This window comes from Brevundimonas sp., assembly GCF_046293315.1.
In the GTDB taxonomy this organism is placed as follows: Bacteria; Pseudomonadota; Alphaproteobacteria; order Caulobacterales; family Caulobacteraceae; genus Brevundimonas.
Genome location: NZ_JBKBPF010000015.1, coordinates 21,156 through 37,668, shown reverse-complemented (window position 1 = coordinate 37,668; position 16,513 = coordinate 21,156). Strand labels below are relative to the sequence as shown.

Genomic DNA, 16,513 nt, shown 5'->3' with positions numbered 1-16,513 from the left:
ACACCCCCCTCAACCAGCCCGAAGGGCGCCAGGGGGATTCAAGAATGACCGCCTCCGCCATCACCCCCTGGATCATCGCGCCGGTCATCATTCCCGCCCTGGCGGCGGCCCTGATCCTGCTGGTCATGCGCCACCGCCTGACCCTGTCGCGGGTCACCACCCTGGCGGTCTCCGCCGCCCTGGTGGTCATCAGCGCCGTCATGGTCGCCCACGCCGCCACCGGCGAGGTGGCCGTCTACGCCATGGGCAGCTGGCCTGCGCCGTTCGGCATCGTGCTGGTGCTGGACCGCCTGTCGGCCCTGATGGTGCTGCTGACCTCGGTGGTGGCGCTGGGCGTGCTGATCTACGCCATCGCCACGGGGCTGGACCGCAAGGGCTGGCACTTCCATCCCCTGTTCCAGTTTCAGCTTCTGGGCCTGAACGGGGCCTTCCTGACCGGCGACCTGTTCAATCTGTTCGTGTTCTTCGAGGTGCTGCTGCTGGCCTCCTACGGCCTGATGCTGCACGGCCAGGGCGCCGCGCGCCTGAAGGCGGGCGTGCAATATGTCATCATCAACCTGGCCGGATCGGTGCTGTTCCTGATCGCGGTGGGCATGCTCTACGGCGTCACCGGCACCCTCAACATGGCCGACATGGCCCTGCGCGTGGCCGCGGCGCCCGAGGGCGACCAGGCCCTGATCAAGGCGGGCGGGCTGCTGCTGATCGTCCTGTTCGCGCTCAAGGCGGCGCTGGTTCCGCTGCACTTCTGGCTGCCGCGCACCTATGCCACCACCTCCGGAGCGGTGGCGGCCCTGTTCGCCATCATGACCAAGGTGGGCGCCTACTGCATCATCCGGGTCGCCACCCTGATCTTCGGCGACGACAGCCAGGCCTCCGCATGGGCGGCGGCCGACTGGATGCTGCCCGCCGCCCTCGTCACCATCGCGCTCGGCTATTTCGGCGTGCTGGCGGCGAAGGGGCTGCGCGATCTGGCGGCCTATGCCGTGATCGGCTCCATGGGCACCCTGCTGGCCGCCGTGGCGGTGTTCCAGCCGGACGCCATGTCGGCGGCGCTGTATTACACCGTCCATTCCACCTTGGCGGGCGCCGCCCTGTTCCTGATCATGGACATGATCGCCGCGCGCCGGGGCGAGTACGGCGACGCCATCAATGTCGGCCCCCGCTTCCAGGACGTGGAGAAGCTGTCGGCCCTGTTCTTCCTCGCGGCCATCGCCATGGTGGGCCTGCCGCCCCTGTCCGGCTTCATCGGCAAGCTGCTGATCCTCGACGGCGTGCGGGATGCCCCGGGCGGCTACTGGGTCTGGGCCGTCATCCTGATCACCACCGTCATCGGCATCCTCGGCTTCGCCCGCGCCGGCAGCCAGATCTTCTGGAAGAGCGCCTCGGTCGAGGGCGACTGCAAGGCCGGCCGCATCCACGGTGGCGGGGCGACCCTGCTGGTGGCGGCAGGGTTCATCCTCCTGCTGGCCGCCTCGGCCCTCTTCGCCGGGCCGCTGACCGCCTACACCGACGCCACGGCCGCCCAGCTGTTCGATCCCGACGCCTACATCAACACCGTCATGGGGGGTGCGTCGTGAGCGAGCTTCCGATCCAGCGCCCGTCCCTGATCCGGCGCCTCCTGCCTCACCCCGCCCTGTCGGTGATGCTGGTGGTGGTGTGGATGCTGCTGCTGAACAGTCTCAGCTGGGGCGGGCTGGTGCTGGCCGTCGCCTTCGCCGTCGCCATTCCGCTGCTCACCAGCCGGTTCTGGCCGGGCAATCCGCGCATGCGCTTCGGCCCGCCCCTGTGGGGCTATCTGGGCGTGGTGTTGTGGGACATCATGGTGGCCAATTTCCAGGTGGCCTGGATCATCCTGTTCCGCCGCAACCGCGATCTGCGCTCGCACTGGCTGGTCATCCCCACGGACTTGCGCTCGCCCGAGGCCATCACCGCCTTCGCGGCCACCATCAGCCTGACCCCCGGCACGGTCTCCACCGACATCTCCGCCGACGGCCGGGCCCTGCTGGTGCACATTCTGGATACGGCCGATCCCGACGCCGAGATCGCCCGCATCAAGTCCCGCTACGAGGCCCGCCTGCTGAGGATCTTCCCATGAGCCCCATCGGATACGCCCTCGGATTCGCCATCGGCTGCGTGGCGCTGGGCATGGCCCTGAACCTGTTCCGCCTGCTGCGCGGTCCCACCAGCGGCGACCGCATCCTGGCGCTGGACACCCTGACCATCAACATCATCGCCATGGTGGTGCTGTTCGGTCTGTGGGAGCGCACCGCCAACTATTTCGAGGCGGCGCTGCTGCTGGCCATGGTCGGCTTCCTGGGCACCGTGGCCTACTCCAAATTCCTCCTGCGCGGGGACATCGTGGAATGACCCCCATGCTCGAGATCATCGCCGAATATGTCATCGCCCTGCTGCTGGTCATCGGCGGCGGCTTCCTGCTGGTCGGCTCGTGGGGCCTGGCGCGGCTGCCCTCGCTGATGACGCGCCTGCACGGACCGACCAAGGCCACCACCCTTGGCGTCGGCGCCTGCCTGATCGCCTCCATGGTCTTCTTCCCGGCCATGGAGGGGACCTATTCGGCCCACGAACTGCTGATCACCCTGTTCCTGTTCCTGACCGCGCCGGTGACCGCCAACATGATCGCCAAGTCGCACCTGCACCGTCAGGGCCGCCATATCGATCCCAACCCTGCCGACGACATCCGCGAGGGCCTGCCCCAGCCGTCGGGCGGCAAGACCTGGGCCACCTTCGACGACAGCGCGACCCTGGACCGCAAGGTGGTCGACGACCTCTGATTTCCTGTCCGCGCCCGGTTGCCTTGCTGCGCCGCACAAGGCATAGGGGCGGTTCGTCGGACCCGGGCCTGATCCGGGTGGCTACGCCGGGCGCCGATCCCCCGGACACACAACAGGCTGAACCGCCGACAGCGGACAGACCCACGCCGTGACGGGGCGACGGGTCCGCTGGTCCTCCCCGGACGACCCATGAAAATCATCTCCCTCGCGCGCCAGGAATGGCTCGCCAACCCCCGCCGGGATCTGCTGGCGGGCACCGTCGTGGCCCTGGCCCTGATCCCCGAGGCCATCGCCTTCTCGATCATCGCCGGGGTCGATCCGGCGGTGGGCCTGTACGCCAGCTTCGTCATCGCCGTGACCATCTCGTTCGTCGGCGGACGCCCGGCCATGATCTCGGCCGCCACGGGCGCCATGGCCCTGCTCATGGTCACCCTCGTGCGCGACCACGGCCTGGAATATCTGTTCGCCGCCTCGATCCTGACCGGGGTGTTCCAGATCATCGTCGGGGTGCTGAAACTGGGGCGCTACATCAAGTTCGTCTCACGCTCCGTGATGACCGGCTTCGTCAACTCCCTGGCCATCCTGATCTTCCTGGCCCAGTTGCCCGAGCTGATCGGCGCCAACTGGCAGACGTACGCCATGGTCGCGGGCGGTCTGGCCATCATCTATCTGCTGCCGCGTCTGACCAAGGCCATCCCCTCGCCCCTGATCGCCATCGTGGTGCTGGCCGGTCTGGCCATGTGGCTGAACATCGACGTGCGCACCGTGGGCGACATGGGCCAGATGCCCTCCACCCTGCCGGTGTTCCACCTGCCCAACGTGCCCCTGACGTGGGAGACCCTGGCCATCATCGGCCCGGTGGCGGCCACCCTGGCCTTCGTCGGCCTGCTGGAATCGCTGCTGACCGCCAACCTGCTGGACGACATGACCGACACCCCGTCGGACAAGGACATGGAGTCGCGCGGTCAGGGCATCGCCAACATCCTGTCGCCCCTGTTCGGCGGCATGGCCGGCTGCGCCATGATCGGCCAGTCGATCATCAACGTCACCTCCGGCGCGCGCGGACGCCTGTCCACCCTGTGGGCCGGCCTGTTCCTGCTGTTCCTGATCCTGGTGCTTCAGGACTGGGTGGCGCAGATCCCCATGGCCGCCCTGGTCGCCGTGATGATCATGGTCTCCATCGGCACCTTCGACTGGGGCTCGGTGATGCGGCTGCGCGCCACGCCCATGCAGTCCTCCGTCGTCATGATCGCCACCACCGTCACCGTGGTCCTGACCCACGACCTGTCCCAGGGCGTGATGCTGGGCGTGATCCTGTCCGCCATCTTCTTCATCCGCCGCCTCGGCAAGATGATCGAGGTGGTCGAGTCCGGGGACAGCACCGACGAGGTGCGCCGCTACACCGTGCGCGGCCACGTCTTCTTCGTCTCGGCGGACCTGTTCGCGGCCGCCTTCGAGTATCACGGCCAGCCCGAGCGCGTGATCATCGACATGAGCGACGCCCACCTGTGGGACATCACCGCCGTCGCCGCCGTGGACAAGGTGGTGTTCCGCTATCGCCGCCGCGGAACCAAGGTCGAGGTCTACGGCATGAACGCCGCCGCCCAGACCCTGGTCACCCGCACCGGCCGCCACGACAAGGCCCACCTCCCGGCGGGTCTGTCGCATTAGGTTGGTCTGCCGAGCAGCAGATGCGCCGGCCGCCGAGACGGATGAGAAATAGATGCCGGTCGATCGGCCTCAGCCCATTCGGCTGGCGCTCCTTTCAACTTGAACGAAGTCCAAAATATACAGGGCGATCAATGTCAGCCCGAACAGAGCAGCCGTCCAAAAGGGTGTGGTGAAATTGCCCAACAGGAGTGTTGCCGCAGTCCCCCCTGCGGCCAGCCCAACCCGGCTTACGCTTGTGAAGCGAAACGTCCCGCGGAACTTGGCGAAAGGCGCCCCCACTCGATTTGAGGTTGCCAGCATTATTTGATGAGGCACGAGATAGAACGATCCCGCATAGGCCACCAGTATGATGACGACGAGTTGCCATTCCATTTTATGGAGCCACCTCTAACGATACGTGAGAAACGTCTCGATCTCGGCCTTCGACCCCAGCATCACCGGCACGCGCTGGTGCAGGGCCTCAGGGACCACGTCCAGCATGGGCTGCGTCCCGTCGCTGGCCGCGCCGCCGGCCTGTTCCATCACCATGGCCATGGGCGCCGCCTCGTACATCAGGCGCAGGCGCCCCGGCTTGGACGGGTCCTTGCGGTCCGCCGGGTACAGGAACACCCCGCCGCGCATCATGATGCGGTTCACGTCCGAGACCATGGACGCCACCCAGCGCATGTTGAAATCCTTGCCCCGCGGCCCCGTGGTCCCCGCCAGACAGTCGGCGATGTAGCCCTGCACCGGTTCATGCCAGTGCCGCTGGTTCGAGGTGTTGATGGCGAATTCCTTCGTCTCCGCAGGCACCGCGATGCGGTCGTGGGTCAGCACCCATTCGCCGCTGACCGGCTCCAGGGTGAAGCCGAACGCGCCGTCGCCCAGGGTGAACACCAGCAGGGTCTGGGGCCCGTAGACCACATAGCCCGCCGCGACCTGATCGCGCCCCGGCTGGAAGAAATCCTCCGCCACCGGATCGCGCGGCGTCTCCACCATGGGCGCGGGCAGCACCGAGAAGATGGTGCCGATGGACACGTTGACCTCGATGTTGCTGGACCCGTCCAGCGGATCGAACAGCACCAGCCAGCCCTCGTGCGGGCCCACCTGGGCGACCGCGACAATGTCGTCCTGCTCTTCGGAGGCCACAGCTGCGACGCCCGGCGCGGCGCGGCACACGTCCATCATGATGTCGTCGGCTGCCAGATCCAGCGTCTTCTGCACCTCGCCCTGCACATTGGTGTCGCCTGCGGTGCCCAGCATGTCCGCCGTCGCGCCCTGACGCACCGCATGGCTGATGCGCACGCACCCGTCCGCAATCCCGGCGATCAGCCCCTTCAGGCTTTCGGGGGCGGACTGGGCTTCGAGAAAGGCGGCGAGAGTCTGGGCCATGGGGGTCTCCGTATGCTGCAGGCGATCTCGCATCCCGCGACGCAGGGCGCAACCTGCGCTATCCGTAGCGAAACGAAACGGGAGGAATCGCATGGGGCAAGGCCCACTGAACGGTCTGCGCGTCGTCGAGTTCGCCGGCATCGGTCCGGCGCCCTTCTGCGCCACCCTGCTGGCGGACCTGGGCGCCGAGGTGCTGCGCATCGACCGGGCGGGCGGCGGCGCGGCGCCCCACGACGTCACCGCGCGCGGCCGGGCGGGCTCCTTGGCGCTGGATCTCAAGGCCGAGGCCGACCGCGCCACGACCCTGCAGGCCATCGCCGCCGCCGACGTGCTGATCGAGGGCTTCCGCCCCGGGGTCATGGAGCGTCTGGGCCTCGGTCCCGACGAGTGCCTGGCCGCCAATCCGCGCCTGATCTACGGCCGCATGACCGGCTGGGGCCAGACCGGGCCGCTGGCCCACGCGGCGGGCCATGACATCAACTACATCGCCATCACCGGGGCCCTGGACGCCATCGGGCCGAAGGACGGCGACCCGGTTCCGCCCCTCAATCTGGTGGGCGACTACGGCGGCGGCTCGCTCTACCTCGCCATGGGCGTCCTCGCCGCCCTGCACGAGCGCCAGACCTCCGGCAAGGGCCAGGTGATCGACGCGGCGGTGGTCGACGGGACGGCCTCCATGATGGGCCTGCTGTGCTGGCTGAACCACGACGGCCTGACCAGCATGAAGCGGGGCGAGGGCCTGCTGAACGGCGGCATGTCGTTCTATCGCACCTACCCCTGCGCCGACGGCCGGCATGTCTCGGTGGGCCCGGTGGAGCCGGCCTTCCACGCCGAGCTGCGCACCCGCCTCGGCCTGACGCCCCGGCCCGAGGGCGACATGGATCAACAGGCCGCCGAACTGGCCGCCGTGTTCATCACCCAGCCCCGCGACCACTGGACCGCCCTGCTGGAAGGCACCGACGCCTGTTTCGCCCCCGTCCTGTCGCTGGACGAGGCGCCCGCGCACCCCCATCTGGCCGCCCGCGAGAGCTTCACCGAGGCCTTCGGCGTCACCCAGCCCGCCCCGGCCCCGCGCTTCTCCCGCACCCCCGGCGCCATCCAGGGACCGCCCGCCAAGGCCGGCGAGAACGGCCAGACCGTGCTGGCGCGCTGGGTGAAGGCGACTATTTAATCCCGCTGTCTGAGAGCGGTGTATAATGGCCATGACGGCGCCACCGCTGGAGGCGAATTTCGGACAATTCGGACAATTCGGACACTGTTTTTTGACTCCGAAATCCGCCCTCCCGGACGCCGATTTCGGACAATTCGGACAATTCGGACTCTGTTTTTTCCAGCCATGGTCTGAAACCGGCAGGTCGGGCGGTGGAGCCCCCTGAGCTCAGGCCCTATGGTCCCGCCCTGTCCCGAAGGAGTCGTCCATGTCCAGGCCCGTCATCGTCATCACCGGAGGCCACGGCGCCCTCGGCTCCGCGGTCGCAAAGGCGGCGGGCGAAGCCGGCTGGACCGTGGCCATCATCGACCATGCCCGCCATGACGCCCAGGGGGCCGACATGACCCTGTCGGGCGTCGACCTCACCGAGCCGGGCCAGGCGCAACAGGCCATGCAGGCCGTCGCCGAACAGCTCGGCCGCATCGACGCCCTGCTCAACATCGCCGGCGGCTTCGTCTGGCAGACCACCGAGGACGGCGACCCCGCCGCCTGGGGCCGCATGCATGCCCTGAACCTGACCACCGCCCTGAACGCCAGCCGCGCCGCCCTGCCGTGGCTGAAACAGGCCCCCGACGGCCGCATCGTCAATGTGGGCGCGGCGGGCGCGCAGAAGGCGGCCGCCGGCATGGGCGCCTACGCCGCCTCCAAGGCGGGCGTGCACCGCCTGACCGAGGCCTTGGCCGAAGAGCTCAAGGACACGTCCGTCACCGTCAACGCCGTCCTGCCGTCCATCATCGACACCCCCGCCAACCGCGCCGACATGGGCGAGGACAACGCCCACAAATGGGTCAAGCCCGCCGATCTGGCCGCCGTCATGCTGTTCCTGGCCTCCCCCGCCGCGCGGGCCGTCACCGGCGCCCTGATCCCCGTCACCGGCCGGGTCTGAGCCATGACCCCGCGCCGCAGCGTCCTCTACCTGCCCGCCTCCAACCCCCGCGCGGTGGAGAAGGCCCGCACCCTGCCTTGCGACGTGGTGGTGCTGGATCTGGAGGACGCCGTCGGCCCGGACGACAAGGCCGCCGCCCGTGACGCCGCCGTCGCCGCCCTGCGTCAGGGCGGCTTTCAGGCCCGCGAGGTCGGGGTCCGCGTCAACGGCCTCGACACCGAGTGGGGCGATGCCGACCTGACCGCCCTGCACGCCGCCGCCCCGGCCTTCATCGTCGCGCCCAAGGTCTCCACCGCCGATCAGGCCGCCGCCTTCACCGCGCGCCTGCCGGACGGCGCCGCCCTGTGGGCCATGATCGAGACGCCCCAGGCCTTGTTCCATCTGGACGCCATCGCCGCCACCCCGGGCCTCGGCGCCCTGATGCTGGGGGTCAACGACCTTGCCGCCATGCTGCGCTGTGGGCCAGCGCCCGACCGCGAGCCGCTCAAGACCGCCATGAGCCTGACGGTCGCCGCCGCCCGCGCCCACGGCCTGTCCCCCATCGACGGCGTCTTCAACGCCCTGGACGACGACGCCGGGTTCGAGGCCGAATGCCGTCAGGGCCGCCTCTACGGCTTCGATGGCAAGAGCCTGATCCACCCGCGCCAGATCGCCCCCGCCAACGCCGCCTTCTCTCCGTCTCCCGACGACGTGGCCTGGGCCGAGGCCGTGGTCGCGGCATTTGACGACCCGACCAACGCCTCAAAGGGGGTCCTCCGTGTGGCCGGCTCCATGGTCGAACGGCTGCACCTGGCCCGCGCCCGGGACACGCTCGCCTTGCATCAACTTGCCGGAACACTCTAAGACATCACAGACTCGTTATCCTCAGGCTCCAGATCTCATTGTCAGTCGCCTCGCCATCCCCGTCCGCCGGAGCCGATCCGGACGCCAGCGACGCGCCGCCTGAAGCCATTCCTGGTCTGGCCGGACGACGGTTCCTGATCATCTCTGCGCCCTTCGGGTCCTATTCCCGCAAGCTGGCCTGCGTGCTGCGCGCCAACGGGGCGGTGGTGCGCCGCATGATGTTCAATGCGGGCGACCGGCTCGACTGGGGCGGCAAGGACGCCGTGAAGTTCCGACGCGGCGGCGACGCGTGGCCCCACGCCCTGGCCGGTCTGGCCGAGGACTACACCGACCTCGTGCTGTTCGGTGAAGCCGGGACTTACAACCAGACCGTCATCGAACAGGCCGATCGCCTGAAAGCCTCCGTCTGGGTCATCGAGAACGGCTACTTCCGCCCCCACTGGGTGACCATGGAGCGGAATGGCGTCAATGCGCACTCAACCCTGCCCCGGTCCGCTGAAGGCTATCCGCCGCCGGCGCCCCGAGAGCCGCCGTTCCAGCCCGCGGGGACGATCATGCCGCACCACGTCTGGAACCTGGCGCGCTATCACACGGTCCAGGTGGCCGGCCATCTGCTCTATCCCCGCTACGTCCGCCCCTACACCCGTCACGCCGTGGTCCAGGCGGCCGGCCATGCCTGGCGGTATCTGAAGCTGCGCTTCGCCTCGCCGCTGGCGACCGACACCCAGGTGATCGCCGGCCGCGGACCGTTCTTCATCGCCTGCCTCCAGCGCGAGGGCGACACGACCCTGCTGCGCTACTCCGACTACCCGACCAACACCGCCTTTCTGGAGCGCGTGATCGAGGACTTCGCCCACAACGCCCCCGCGGACGCGCGACTGGTCGTCAAGAACCATCCGCTGGACCCGGGGCTTGTGAACTACGGCGCGCTGGTGCGCCGCCTCGCGAGGCATCACGGGATGGAAGGCCGCGCCGACTTCATCGACGGAGGCAACCTGGCGGAACTGTGCCGCGCTTCTCGCGGGATGGTCGTCAACAACTCCACCGCCGCCCTGTCGGCCGTGGGCTTCGGCACGCCGGTCAAGGTGCTGGGCCGGGCATTCTTCGATTTTGAAGGTCTGACGGATCAGCAGCCGCTCCCGGACTTCTGGCGTTCGCCCACCCCGCCCGATCACGACCTGTATGTCCGCTTCCGCGAGCACGTGCTTCACCGCACCCAGATCAACGGCAGCTATCACAACCCCGCCATGCAGGAGGCCACGGCCCTCCGCATGGCCCTGGCCTTCGCCGGGGGCTGGGACCGGGCCCAGGTCCAGTGAGCCCGCGCACGCCCGCCTGGGTCTGCGCGCCCGGCGTCCGCCGCCTGCCCAATCTCGCCGCCTTTCTCCCCGGGTACGACCTGCGCGGCCTGCCCGGCCGCGACGTTGAGGCGGTGCTGGGCTGGGGCATGAAACCCACCGCCGCCCACGGCCGCCGCTGGGCCGAGAAACACGGCGTGCCCTATGTGGCGCTGGAAGACGGCCTGCTCCGCTCCGTGGGTCTGGGCGAGGCGGGAGCTACGTCGCTCAGCATCGTGGCCGATGATCTGGGCGTCTATTACGACGCCACCCGCCCCTCCCGGCTGGAGCAGCTGATCGCAGAGGCTCCGGGCTGGATGTCGCCCGACCTCCGGATTCGCGCCCGCGCCCTGATCGACCGGATCGTCGAGAGCGGCGTCTCCAAGACCAATATGGGGGGGCCGCTGGACGCTGGTCTGCTCGAGTCCGGCCGCCGCATCCTGATCGTGGACCAGACCCATGGCGACGCGTCGATCAGCTTCGGCCTGGCGTCGCCGCAATCCTTTATCGACATGCTGGACGCCGCCCGCCGCGACGAGCCCGGGGCGCAGCTCATCGTCAAGCGCCACCCGGCTGTGGCCGCGAGCCGCAAGCAGGGCTGCATCCCCGCCGACCGCCTCGGCGACGTCACCCTGATCGACACCGACGTCCGGCCCGCCGACCTGCTGGCTCAGGTGGACGCCGTCTATACGGTCACCAGCGGGCTGGGGTGGGAGGCGCTGCTGCGCGGCTTGCCCGTCCGCTGTTTCGGCGCGCCCTTCTATTCCGGCTGGGGCCTGACCACGGACGCCGTGGACACCGGCCGCCGGGGCCAGCTGCGCGACATCGAATCCATCGCCGCCGCCGCCCTGATCCGCTACGCCCGTTATGTGGACCCGGTCACCGGCCGCGCCTGCGAGGCGGAACAGGCGCTGGAGCGCCTCATCGCCCTGCGTGACCGCGCCGACCGGCTGTCTGGCCTGAACGCCTGCGTCGCCTTCGCCCCGGCCAAGCGCCCGCCCGTGCGCCGCCTGTTGAACGCGCCAAAGGGGCCGGTGCGCTATTTCGCGTCCGCCGCCGGCGCACGGACCGCCGCCGAGGCCGAAGATGGCCGCATCGTCTGCTGGGCCTCGCGCACCGGCCCCGACTTCGAGCAGGCGACCGAGGGCTTCACCGGTCCGGTCCTGCGCATGGAGGATGGCTTCATCCGCTCGCGCGGCCTGGGCTCGGACTTTGTCGGCGCCCTGTCCGTCACTCTCGATGATCGGGGGGTCTATTACGACGCCACCCGGCCCTCGCGGCTGGAGGTCCTGATCGAACAGGGCGGCTTTTCCCCCGCCCTGCTGGCCCGCGCCGCCCGTCTGCGGGAACGGATCGTTTCGGCGGGCCTGAGCAAATACAATCTGCCCGCCCCGTCCGGCGCCTTCGACGCCTGGCCCGGCGACCGCGAGCGAATCCTGATCGTCGGCCAGGTCGAGAACGATCAGTCGATCCTCAAGGGCTGCGCCCACATCCGCACCAATGCCGGACTGGCAGCCGCCGTGCGGGCGGACCACCCGGACGCCTTCCTGATCTACAAGAACCACCCCGACGTGCTGGCGGGCAACCGTCCCGGCATGCTGGACGGCGCGGCGCTGGACGCCGTGGACGCCTCGGCAGACGGGCTGGACATCATCCAGTGCCTGGACCACGCCGACCGTCTGGCCACCCTGACCTCCCTGTCCGGCTTCGAGGCCCTGCTGCGCGGCAAGCCGGTGACCACCTACGGCACGCCCTTCTTCGCCGGCTGGGGCCTGACCGAAGACCGCGTCCCCTGCCCGCGTCGCACGCGCCTGGCGACCCTGGACGAGCTGGTCGCCGCCGCCCTCATCCTCTACCCCGTCTATGTCGCCCCCAACGGCTGGCCCTGCGAGGCCGAGGATCTGGTAGAGGCCCTGATCGCCGCCAAGGACGCTCCCTCGCCGAAGCCGCCCGCCAACCAGATCACCCGCTGGTGGACCGGAATCCGCGCCAGTCTCGACCGGACGCCGCCGCCGTCCTATTGATGGGCCTCGTCAAGGAAACGTACCCAGTGAACGATTCTCCCAGAGCGGTCATAGCCGCCACCGGCCTGCACACCCCCGAACACGCGCTTTCGAACGCCGAACTGGTGACGGCGTACAACGCCTTCGCCGAGCGCTTCAACGCCGCCAACGCCGGAGCCATCGCCGCCGGCGAGCTGGAGGCGCTGACCCCGTCCTCGTCCGAGTTCATTGAGAAAGCCTCGGGCATCAAGTCCCGCTTCGTGGTGGAGAAGTCGGGCATCCTCGATCCGGACCGCATGGTCCCGCACATCCCCGAACGCTCCAACGACGAGCTCTCGGTGCTGGCCGAAATGGCGGTCAAGGCCGCTCATGAAGCCATCGCCCGCTGGGGCAAGCCGGTCAGCGAGATCGGCGCGGTCATCTGCGCAGCCTCCAACATGCAGCGCCCCTACCCGGCTATGGCCATCGAGGTGCAGCAGGCGCTCGGCATCGACGGCTTCGCCTTCGACATGAACGTGGCCTGCTCCTCGGCCACCTTCGGCCTCAAGACCGCCGCCGACTTCGTCGCCTCGGGCTCGGTCAAGGCGGTGCTGATGGTCAATCCGGAGATATGCTCGGCCCATCTGAACTTCCGCGACCGCGACAGCCATTTCATCTTCGGCGACGTGGCCACCGCCGTGATTGTCGAGGCGCCCGACCAGGCCGGCGGCGGCTGGGATATCCTGGGCACGCGGCTCAAGACCGTTTTCTCAAACAACATCCGCAACAATTTCGGCTTCCTGAACCGCGCCGCCCGCGAGGACGTGACCGCTGTCGCCGACGGGCCACGTCCGGACGGAATCACCGACAAGCTGTTCGTCCAGCAGGGCCGCAAGGTCTTCAAGGACGTGGTGCCCATGGTCTCGGAGATGATCGTCGACCACGCCCGCGAACTGGCCATCGACCCGACCGGCCTCAAGCGCCTGTGGCTGCACCAGGCCAACATCAACATGAACGAGATGATCGGCAAGCGCGTCTTGGGCCGCGAGCCGGCGCCGGGCGAGAACGTCATCATTCTGGATGACTACGCCAACACCTCGTCAGCCGGGTCGATCATCGCCTTCCATCTGCACAACGACGGCTTCGCGCCGGGCGACACCGGCCTGATCTGCAGCTTCGGCGCCGGCTATTCCGCCGGCTCGGTGTTCGTCCGCAAACGCGCCTGACGCGCTCAAGCAGCAAGGCCCCGCGGGTCGAGCGTCAGTGCCAAAATGCACTCAGGCAGTGAGCGACCGCGTCGCGAGCGTTAGCGCCCAAACATGCGCTCAAGCAGCGAGGCCCCGCGGGCCGAGCGTTAGCGCCCAAACAAAGAGAAAGGCGCGCTTCCTCTCCGAAGCGCGCCTTTCCTTGCTCGATAGCGGAGCTCCATCGCCGGAGCCCCGATGTCATCCGGCCTTAGAAGCGGCGGATGTAGCTCACCGAGTAGACATCGGCCTCGCCGCCGTCGTCGGTGAAGTCACGGCGGGTCCAGTCGCCGCGGACGCCGTTCTGGCCGTCGAAGAAGTAGTTGGCGCCGACGCCGTAGTTCCAGCTGTTGCCGTCGTCGGTGACGCTGACGCCGCCGGCCGAGGCCTTGACTTCGGTCGTGCCGTAACCCAGGCGGGCGAACAGCTCGAAGTTCGGGCTCACCGGCAGGAAGGCCACGCCGTAGGCGGCCAGGTCATACTTGTGCTCAACATCGACGGCGACGCCGCCGATGGTGACCTGATCGTCACGAACACCGACCGAGCCTTCACCTTCGAAACCGAAGTACGGCGTCAGCTTGGCGCCGAAACGGCCGGTGATGGCGCCGAGATCGGCGTCGGCATCATCAACTTCCATGTGCGAGTAACCCAGCGAACCGTAGTATTCCGGAGCCGGCCAGCTTTGCGCCATGGCGGGCGCGGCGGCGAACATGGCGATAGCGGCGGTAGAGAGAAGAATCGTTTTCATTTAGTAACACTCCGTGAGCAGCGACTTCTTTGGTCGCCAGCCCCAAATCCCAGCGAATGTTCAAGTAGGTACGACTTGGGGCGGTTCCAAGGCCGAACGATTACACAAGCGTAACGGTGGCATGAAAGCCACACACACTGTTCTGCCGCGCCCTTGACGGGTCTCGCGGAAAACCGGACCGTGGAGATAGCGCTACCACGACATCAAGATCGCCCGGCGCGCGGGAGGACCATCATGATCTCAAGACGCCGCCTGCTGGGCGCTTTCGCCACGCTGAGCTTCATGCTCGCGCCGATGGCGACCCTTGCCGACGAGGGGCGATGGGTCGGCGCCTGGGCGTCGTCCCAGATGGTCGCCGAGAACGAGCACGCCCTGCCCGACGGCGCCCTGGACGACGTGACGCTGCGACAGGTGGTGCGCCTGACCGCGTCTGGCGACCAGATCCGGGTGCGAGTATCGAACGCGTTTGGCGACTCGCCTCTGCATATCTCAAGCGCCGCCCTCGCCCGACCGATCACTCGCGACGGCGCGGGGGTCGACCCGGCCACGGTCACGCCCCTGACTTTTGCAGGCCGGCCTGACGTCTTGGTTCCGGCGGGGGCAGAGTTCGTTTCCGATCCGGTGGACCTCGAGGCCGAGGCCCTGACCCATCTGGCTGTCACCTTGCACGTCACGGGCGCGCCCCCGCGCCTGACCGCCCATCCCGGCGCCCGCGCCACCAGCCGCATGGCGCCCGGCGACCAGACCGGCGCCGCCGTTCTGACCGGGGAGACCACCTTCACCCGCTGGTACCTGCTCTCCGGAGTGGACGTGCTGGGTCCGCCGGACGCCGGGGCGGTCGTCGTGCTGGGCGACTCCATCACCGACGGCTACGGCGTCCAGCCCGACACCGACACCCGCTGGCCAGACTTTCTGGCCGAGCGGCTGCAGGCCGATCCCCGTACGGCGCACCTCAGCGTGCTGAACCACGGCATCGGCGGCAACCGGGTGCTGCGCGACGGCCTCGGCCCCAACGCCCTGGCGCGGTTCGAGCGGGACGTGCTGGGCCAGACGGGGGTAACCCATCTGATCATCTTTGAGGGCGTGAACGATCTCGGCGTGCTGACCCGCGACGCGCCGGCCACGCCGGAGACCCACGCTGCGCTGGTCGCCGACATGATCGCCGCCTACGCCCAGATGACCGCACGGGCGCGGGCGCGGGGCATCACCGTCATCGGCGCGACCATCACGCCCTATGGCGGATCGGACTATTACCACCCCAACGCGGCCAACGAGGCGGACCGCCAGGCGATCAACGCCTGGTTCCGGACGCCCGGAAACGTGGACGCGGTGATCGATTTCGACGCGGTCATGCGCGATCCGGATCGGCCCACGCACCTGCGGCCCGAGTACGACAGCGACGGCCTGCACCCTTCGATCGCGGGCTACCGCGCCATGGGCGAGGCGGTGGACCTGACGCTGTTCGTGGCGCACGAAGACTGATGCGCCTCACCCAGATCGCCCCGTTAATCGCTTTGGCAGCCGCCCTCTGCCTGCCCGCCGCCGTCGAAGCGCAGCAGATCGCCATCACCATCGACGACGCGCCGGTTCACGGGCCTGTGCCCGAGGGCGAGACCTATGTGGGCGTGGCGGCTCGGATGATCGCGGCGCTGAGCGAGGCGGGCGACGCCCCGGCGACCATCTTCATCAACGGCGGGTCAATCGAGCAGAACCGGGACGCCGCCGCAGCGCTGGACCTGTGGCGGGCGGCGGGACACGCGCTGGGCAACCACACCTGGACGCACGAGAACCCCAACGTCATCGGCGCCGAGGCCTATGAGGCCGGGATCCTGCACAATGAGCCCCTGCTGGCGGTGCTGATGGGCCAGCGGGACTGGCGCTGGTTCCGCTATCCGTTTCTCGCCGAGGGCGACGACCCGGCGCTGCGGGACCGCATCCGGGCCTTTCTGGATCACCGGGGCTACCGCGTGGCCTCGGTCACCATGAGCTTCGACGACTGGGCCTGGACCGAGCCCTATGTGCGCTGCCGGGCGCAGGGCGACGACGACGCCATCGCCCGGATGGAGCGGGCCTACATGGACGCCGCCGAGGCCGCGTTCGACCATTCGCGGGCCATGGCGCAGAGGCTCTACGGCGAGGACATTCCCTATGTGCTGCTGCTGCACACCGGCGCGTTCCACGCCCGCATGCTGCCGCAGGTGCTGGCGCTGTATCGTGCCAAGGGCGCAGAATTCGTCTCCCTCGAAGAGGCGCAGAGCCACCCCTTCTATGAGGCGGACATGCGGGTGACGCCGTCGGACGGACCGCTTTATCTGGAGACGGCGCTGGCTGCGCGGGGTCAGACCGCACCGCCGAAGCCCTGGGACATCGCATGGCTTGAAGAGGTCTGCCGTTGAGCATCCTCGCCGCCCTGCGGGAGAGGATCAGGG

16 protein-coding genes and 1 other annotated feature are annotated in these 16,513 nt (G+C 68.8%); of the genes, 13 read left to right on the top strand and 3 right to left on the bottom strand.

Features of this window, described 5'->3' with window-relative positions; all coding sequences use genetic code 11:
• Window positions 1–44 precede the first annotated feature (44 nt).
• The 5 genes from ACK4SE_RS12730 to ACK4SE_RS12710 all read left to right on the top strand — a co-directional run bounded on the left by ACK4SE_RS12730 (window position 45) and on the right by ACK4SE_RS12710 (window position 4,463).
• Window positions 45–1,577: a monovalent cation/H+ antiporter subunit D gene (locus ACK4SE_RS12730; protein ID WP_409693312.1), complete on the top strand. Its 1,533-nt coding sequence runs from the start codon at window positions 45–47 to the stop codon at window positions 1,575–1,577.
• Complete coding sequence (locus tag ACK4SE_RS12725) at window positions 1,574–2,095, top strand: Na+/H+ antiporter subunit E (RefSeq protein ID WP_409693310.1); 522 nt, start codon at window positions 1,574–1,576, stop codon at window positions 2,093–2,095. Before ACK4SE_RS12730 ends, ACK4SE_RS12725 begins: the two co-directional genes overlap by 4 nt.
• Window positions 2,092–2,367 carry a K+/H+ antiporter subunit F gene (locus ACK4SE_RS12720; protein WP_292107586.1) on the top strand — a complete coding sequence of 92 codons (276 nt, stop codon included), beginning with the start codon at window positions 2,092–2,094 and terminating at the stop codon, window positions 2,365–2,367. The genes ACK4SE_RS12725 and ACK4SE_RS12720 overlap by 4 nt, the downstream gene beginning before the upstream one ends.
• Window positions 2,364–2,792, top strand: coding sequence for a Na+/H+ antiporter subunit G (locus ACK4SE_RS12715; protein ID WP_409693307.1), 429 nt, complete (start codon window positions 2,364–2,366; stop codon window positions 2,790–2,792). Before ACK4SE_RS12720 ends, ACK4SE_RS12715 begins: the two co-directional genes overlap by 4 nt.
• A gap of 55 nt (window positions 2,793–2,847) precedes the next feature.
• Window positions 2,848–2,903: a sequence feature (sul1 is cis-regulatory element that is thought to sense ions involved in sulfur or methionine metabolism; They are found in Alphaproteobacteria), on the top strand.
• A gap of 84 nt (window positions 2,904–2,987) precedes the next feature.
• Window positions 2,988–4,463, top strand: a complete 1,476-nt coding sequence (locus ACK4SE_RS12710) for a SulP family inorganic anion transporter (RefSeq protein ID WP_409693351.1) — start codon at window positions 2,988–2,990, stop codon at window positions 4,461–4,463.
• 69 nt (window positions 4,464–4,532) lie between these two features.
• Here the strand turns inward: ACK4SE_RS12710 and ACK4SE_RS12705 are convergent, their stop codons facing one another.
• Window positions 4,533–4,835, bottom strand: coding sequence for a hypothetical protein (locus ACK4SE_RS12705; RefSeq protein WP_409693304.1), 303 nt, complete (start codon window positions 4,833–4,835; stop codon window positions 4,533–4,535).
• A 15-nt stretch (window positions 4,836–4,850) separates the two neighbouring features.
• Entirely contained in the window at window positions 4,851–5,834 is a 984-nt protein-coding gene (locus ACK4SE_RS12700; protein WP_409693301.1) for a class 1 fructose-bisphosphatase, read from the bottom strand.
• A gap of 91 nt (window positions 5,835–5,925) precedes the next feature.
• Here ACK4SE_RS12700 and ACK4SE_RS12695 point away from each other — a divergent pair, with 91 nt between their 5' ends.
• From ACK4SE_RS12695 to ACK4SE_RS12670, 6 genes are all read left to right on the top strand, one after another.
• Window positions 5,926–7,005, top strand: coding sequence for a CaiB/BaiF CoA transferase family protein (locus tag ACK4SE_RS12695; RefSeq protein WP_409693298.1), 1,080 nt, complete (start codon window positions 5,926–5,928; stop codon window positions 7,003–7,005).
• 247 nt (window positions 7,006–7,252) lie between these two features.
• Window positions 7,253–7,930 carry an SDR family NAD(P)-dependent oxidoreductase gene (locus ACK4SE_RS12690; protein ID WP_409693295.1) on the top strand — a complete coding sequence of 226 codons (678 nt, stop codon included), beginning with the start codon at window positions 7,253–7,255 and terminating at the stop codon, window positions 7,928–7,930.
• Between the two features lie 3 nt (window positions 7,931–7,933).
• The gene (locus tag ACK4SE_RS12685; RefSeq protein ID WP_409693292.1) at window positions 7,934–8,773 is read left to right on the top strand and encodes an HpcH/HpaI aldolase/citrate lyase family protein; all 840 of its coding nucleotides are present in this window, start codon (window positions 7,934–7,936) and stop codon (window positions 8,771–8,773) included.
• A gap of 38 nt (window positions 8,774–8,811) precedes the next feature.
• Window positions 8,812–10,092 carry a capsular biosynthesis protein gene (locus tag ACK4SE_RS12680; RefSeq protein ID WP_409693289.1) on the top strand — a complete coding sequence of 427 codons (1,281 nt, stop codon included), beginning with the start codon at window positions 8,812–8,814 and terminating at the stop codon, window positions 10,090–10,092.
• Window positions 10,089–12,134 (top strand): capsular polysaccharide biosynthesis protein, encoded by a 2,046-nt coding sequence (locus ACK4SE_RS12675; RefSeq protein WP_409693287.1) that lies wholly within the window; start codon window positions 10,089–10,091, stop codon window positions 12,132–12,134. Before ACK4SE_RS12680 ends, ACK4SE_RS12675 begins: the two co-directional genes overlap by 4 nt.
• A 26-nt stretch (window positions 12,135–12,160) precedes the next feature.
• Window positions 12,161–13,318, top strand: coding sequence for a beta-ketoacyl-ACP synthase III (locus tag ACK4SE_RS12670; protein WP_409693285.1), 1,158 nt, complete (start codon window positions 12,161–12,163; stop codon window positions 13,316–13,318).
• Window positions 13,319–13,547: 229 nt separating this feature from the next.
• On the opposite strand, the gene ACK4SE_RS12665 is transcribed toward ACK4SE_RS12670, so the two are convergent.
• Window positions 13,548–14,084: a porin family protein gene (locus tag ACK4SE_RS12665; RefSeq protein ID WP_409693282.1), complete on the bottom strand. Its 537-nt coding sequence runs from the start codon at window positions 14,082–14,084 to the stop codon at window positions 13,548–13,550.
• A 234-nt stretch (window positions 14,085–14,318) separates the two neighbouring features.
• On the opposite strand from ACK4SE_RS12665, the gene ACK4SE_RS12660 reads away from it, so the two are divergent.
• Together ACK4SE_RS12660 and ACK4SE_RS12655 are read left to right on the top strand one after the other, a co-directional pair.
• On the top strand, window positions 14,319–15,566 hold the full coding sequence (locus tag ACK4SE_RS12660; RefSeq protein WP_409693279.1) for an SGNH/GDSL hydrolase family protein: 1,248 nt from the start codon (window positions 14,319–14,321) through the stop codon (window positions 15,564–15,566).
• Window positions 15,566–16,480, top strand: coding sequence for a polysaccharide deacetylase family protein (locus ACK4SE_RS12655; RefSeq protein ID WP_409693276.1), 915 nt, complete (start codon window positions 15,566–15,568; stop codon window positions 16,478–16,480). Before ACK4SE_RS12660 ends, ACK4SE_RS12655 begins: the two co-directional genes overlap by 1 nt.
• The last annotated feature ends 33 nt before the right edge of the window (window positions 16,481–16,513 follow it).

Coding starts and splice junctions, on each gene's coding strand:
- ACK4SE_RS12690 (WP_409693295.1), top strand. CDS start 7,253: ATGTCCAGGCCCGTCATCGTCATCACCGGAGGCCACGGCGCCCTCGGC.
- ACK4SE_RS12685 (WP_409693292.1), top strand. CDS start 7,934: ATGACCCCGCGCCGCAGCGTCCTCTACCTGCCCGCCTCCAACCCCCGC.
- ACK4SE_RS12705 (WP_409693304.1), bottom strand. CDS start 4,835: ATGGAATGGCAACTCGTCGTCATCATACTGGTGGCCTATGCGGGATCG.
- ACK4SE_RS12655 (WP_409693276.1), top strand. CDS start 15,566: ATGCGCCTCACCCAGATCGCCCCGTTAATCGCTTTGGCAGCCGCCCTC.
- ACK4SE_RS12660 (WP_409693279.1), top strand. CDS start 14,319: ATGATCTCAAGACGCCGCCTGCTGGGCGCTTTCGCCACGCTGAGCTTC.
- ACK4SE_RS12715 (WP_409693307.1), top strand. CDS start 2,364: ATGACCCCCATGCTCGAGATCATCGCCGAATATGTCATCGCCCTGCTG.
- ACK4SE_RS12695 (WP_409693298.1), top strand. CDS start 5,926: ATGGGGCAAGGCCCACTGAACGGTCTGCGCGTCGTCGAGTTCGCCGGC.
- ACK4SE_RS12730 (WP_409693312.1), top strand. CDS start 45: ATGACCGCCTCCGCCATCACCCCCTGGATCATCGCGCCGGTCATCATT.
- ACK4SE_RS12665 (WP_409693282.1), bottom strand. CDS start 14,084: ATGAAAACGATTCTTCTCTCTACCGCCGCTATCGCCATGTTCGCCGCC.
- ACK4SE_RS12700 (WP_409693301.1), bottom strand. CDS start 5,834: ATGGCCCAGACTCTCGCCGCCTTTCTCGAAGCCCAGTCCGCCCCCGAA.
- ACK4SE_RS12720 (WP_292107586.1), top strand. CDS start 2,092: ATGAGCCCCATCGGATACGCCCTCGGATTCGCCATCGGCTGCGTGGCG.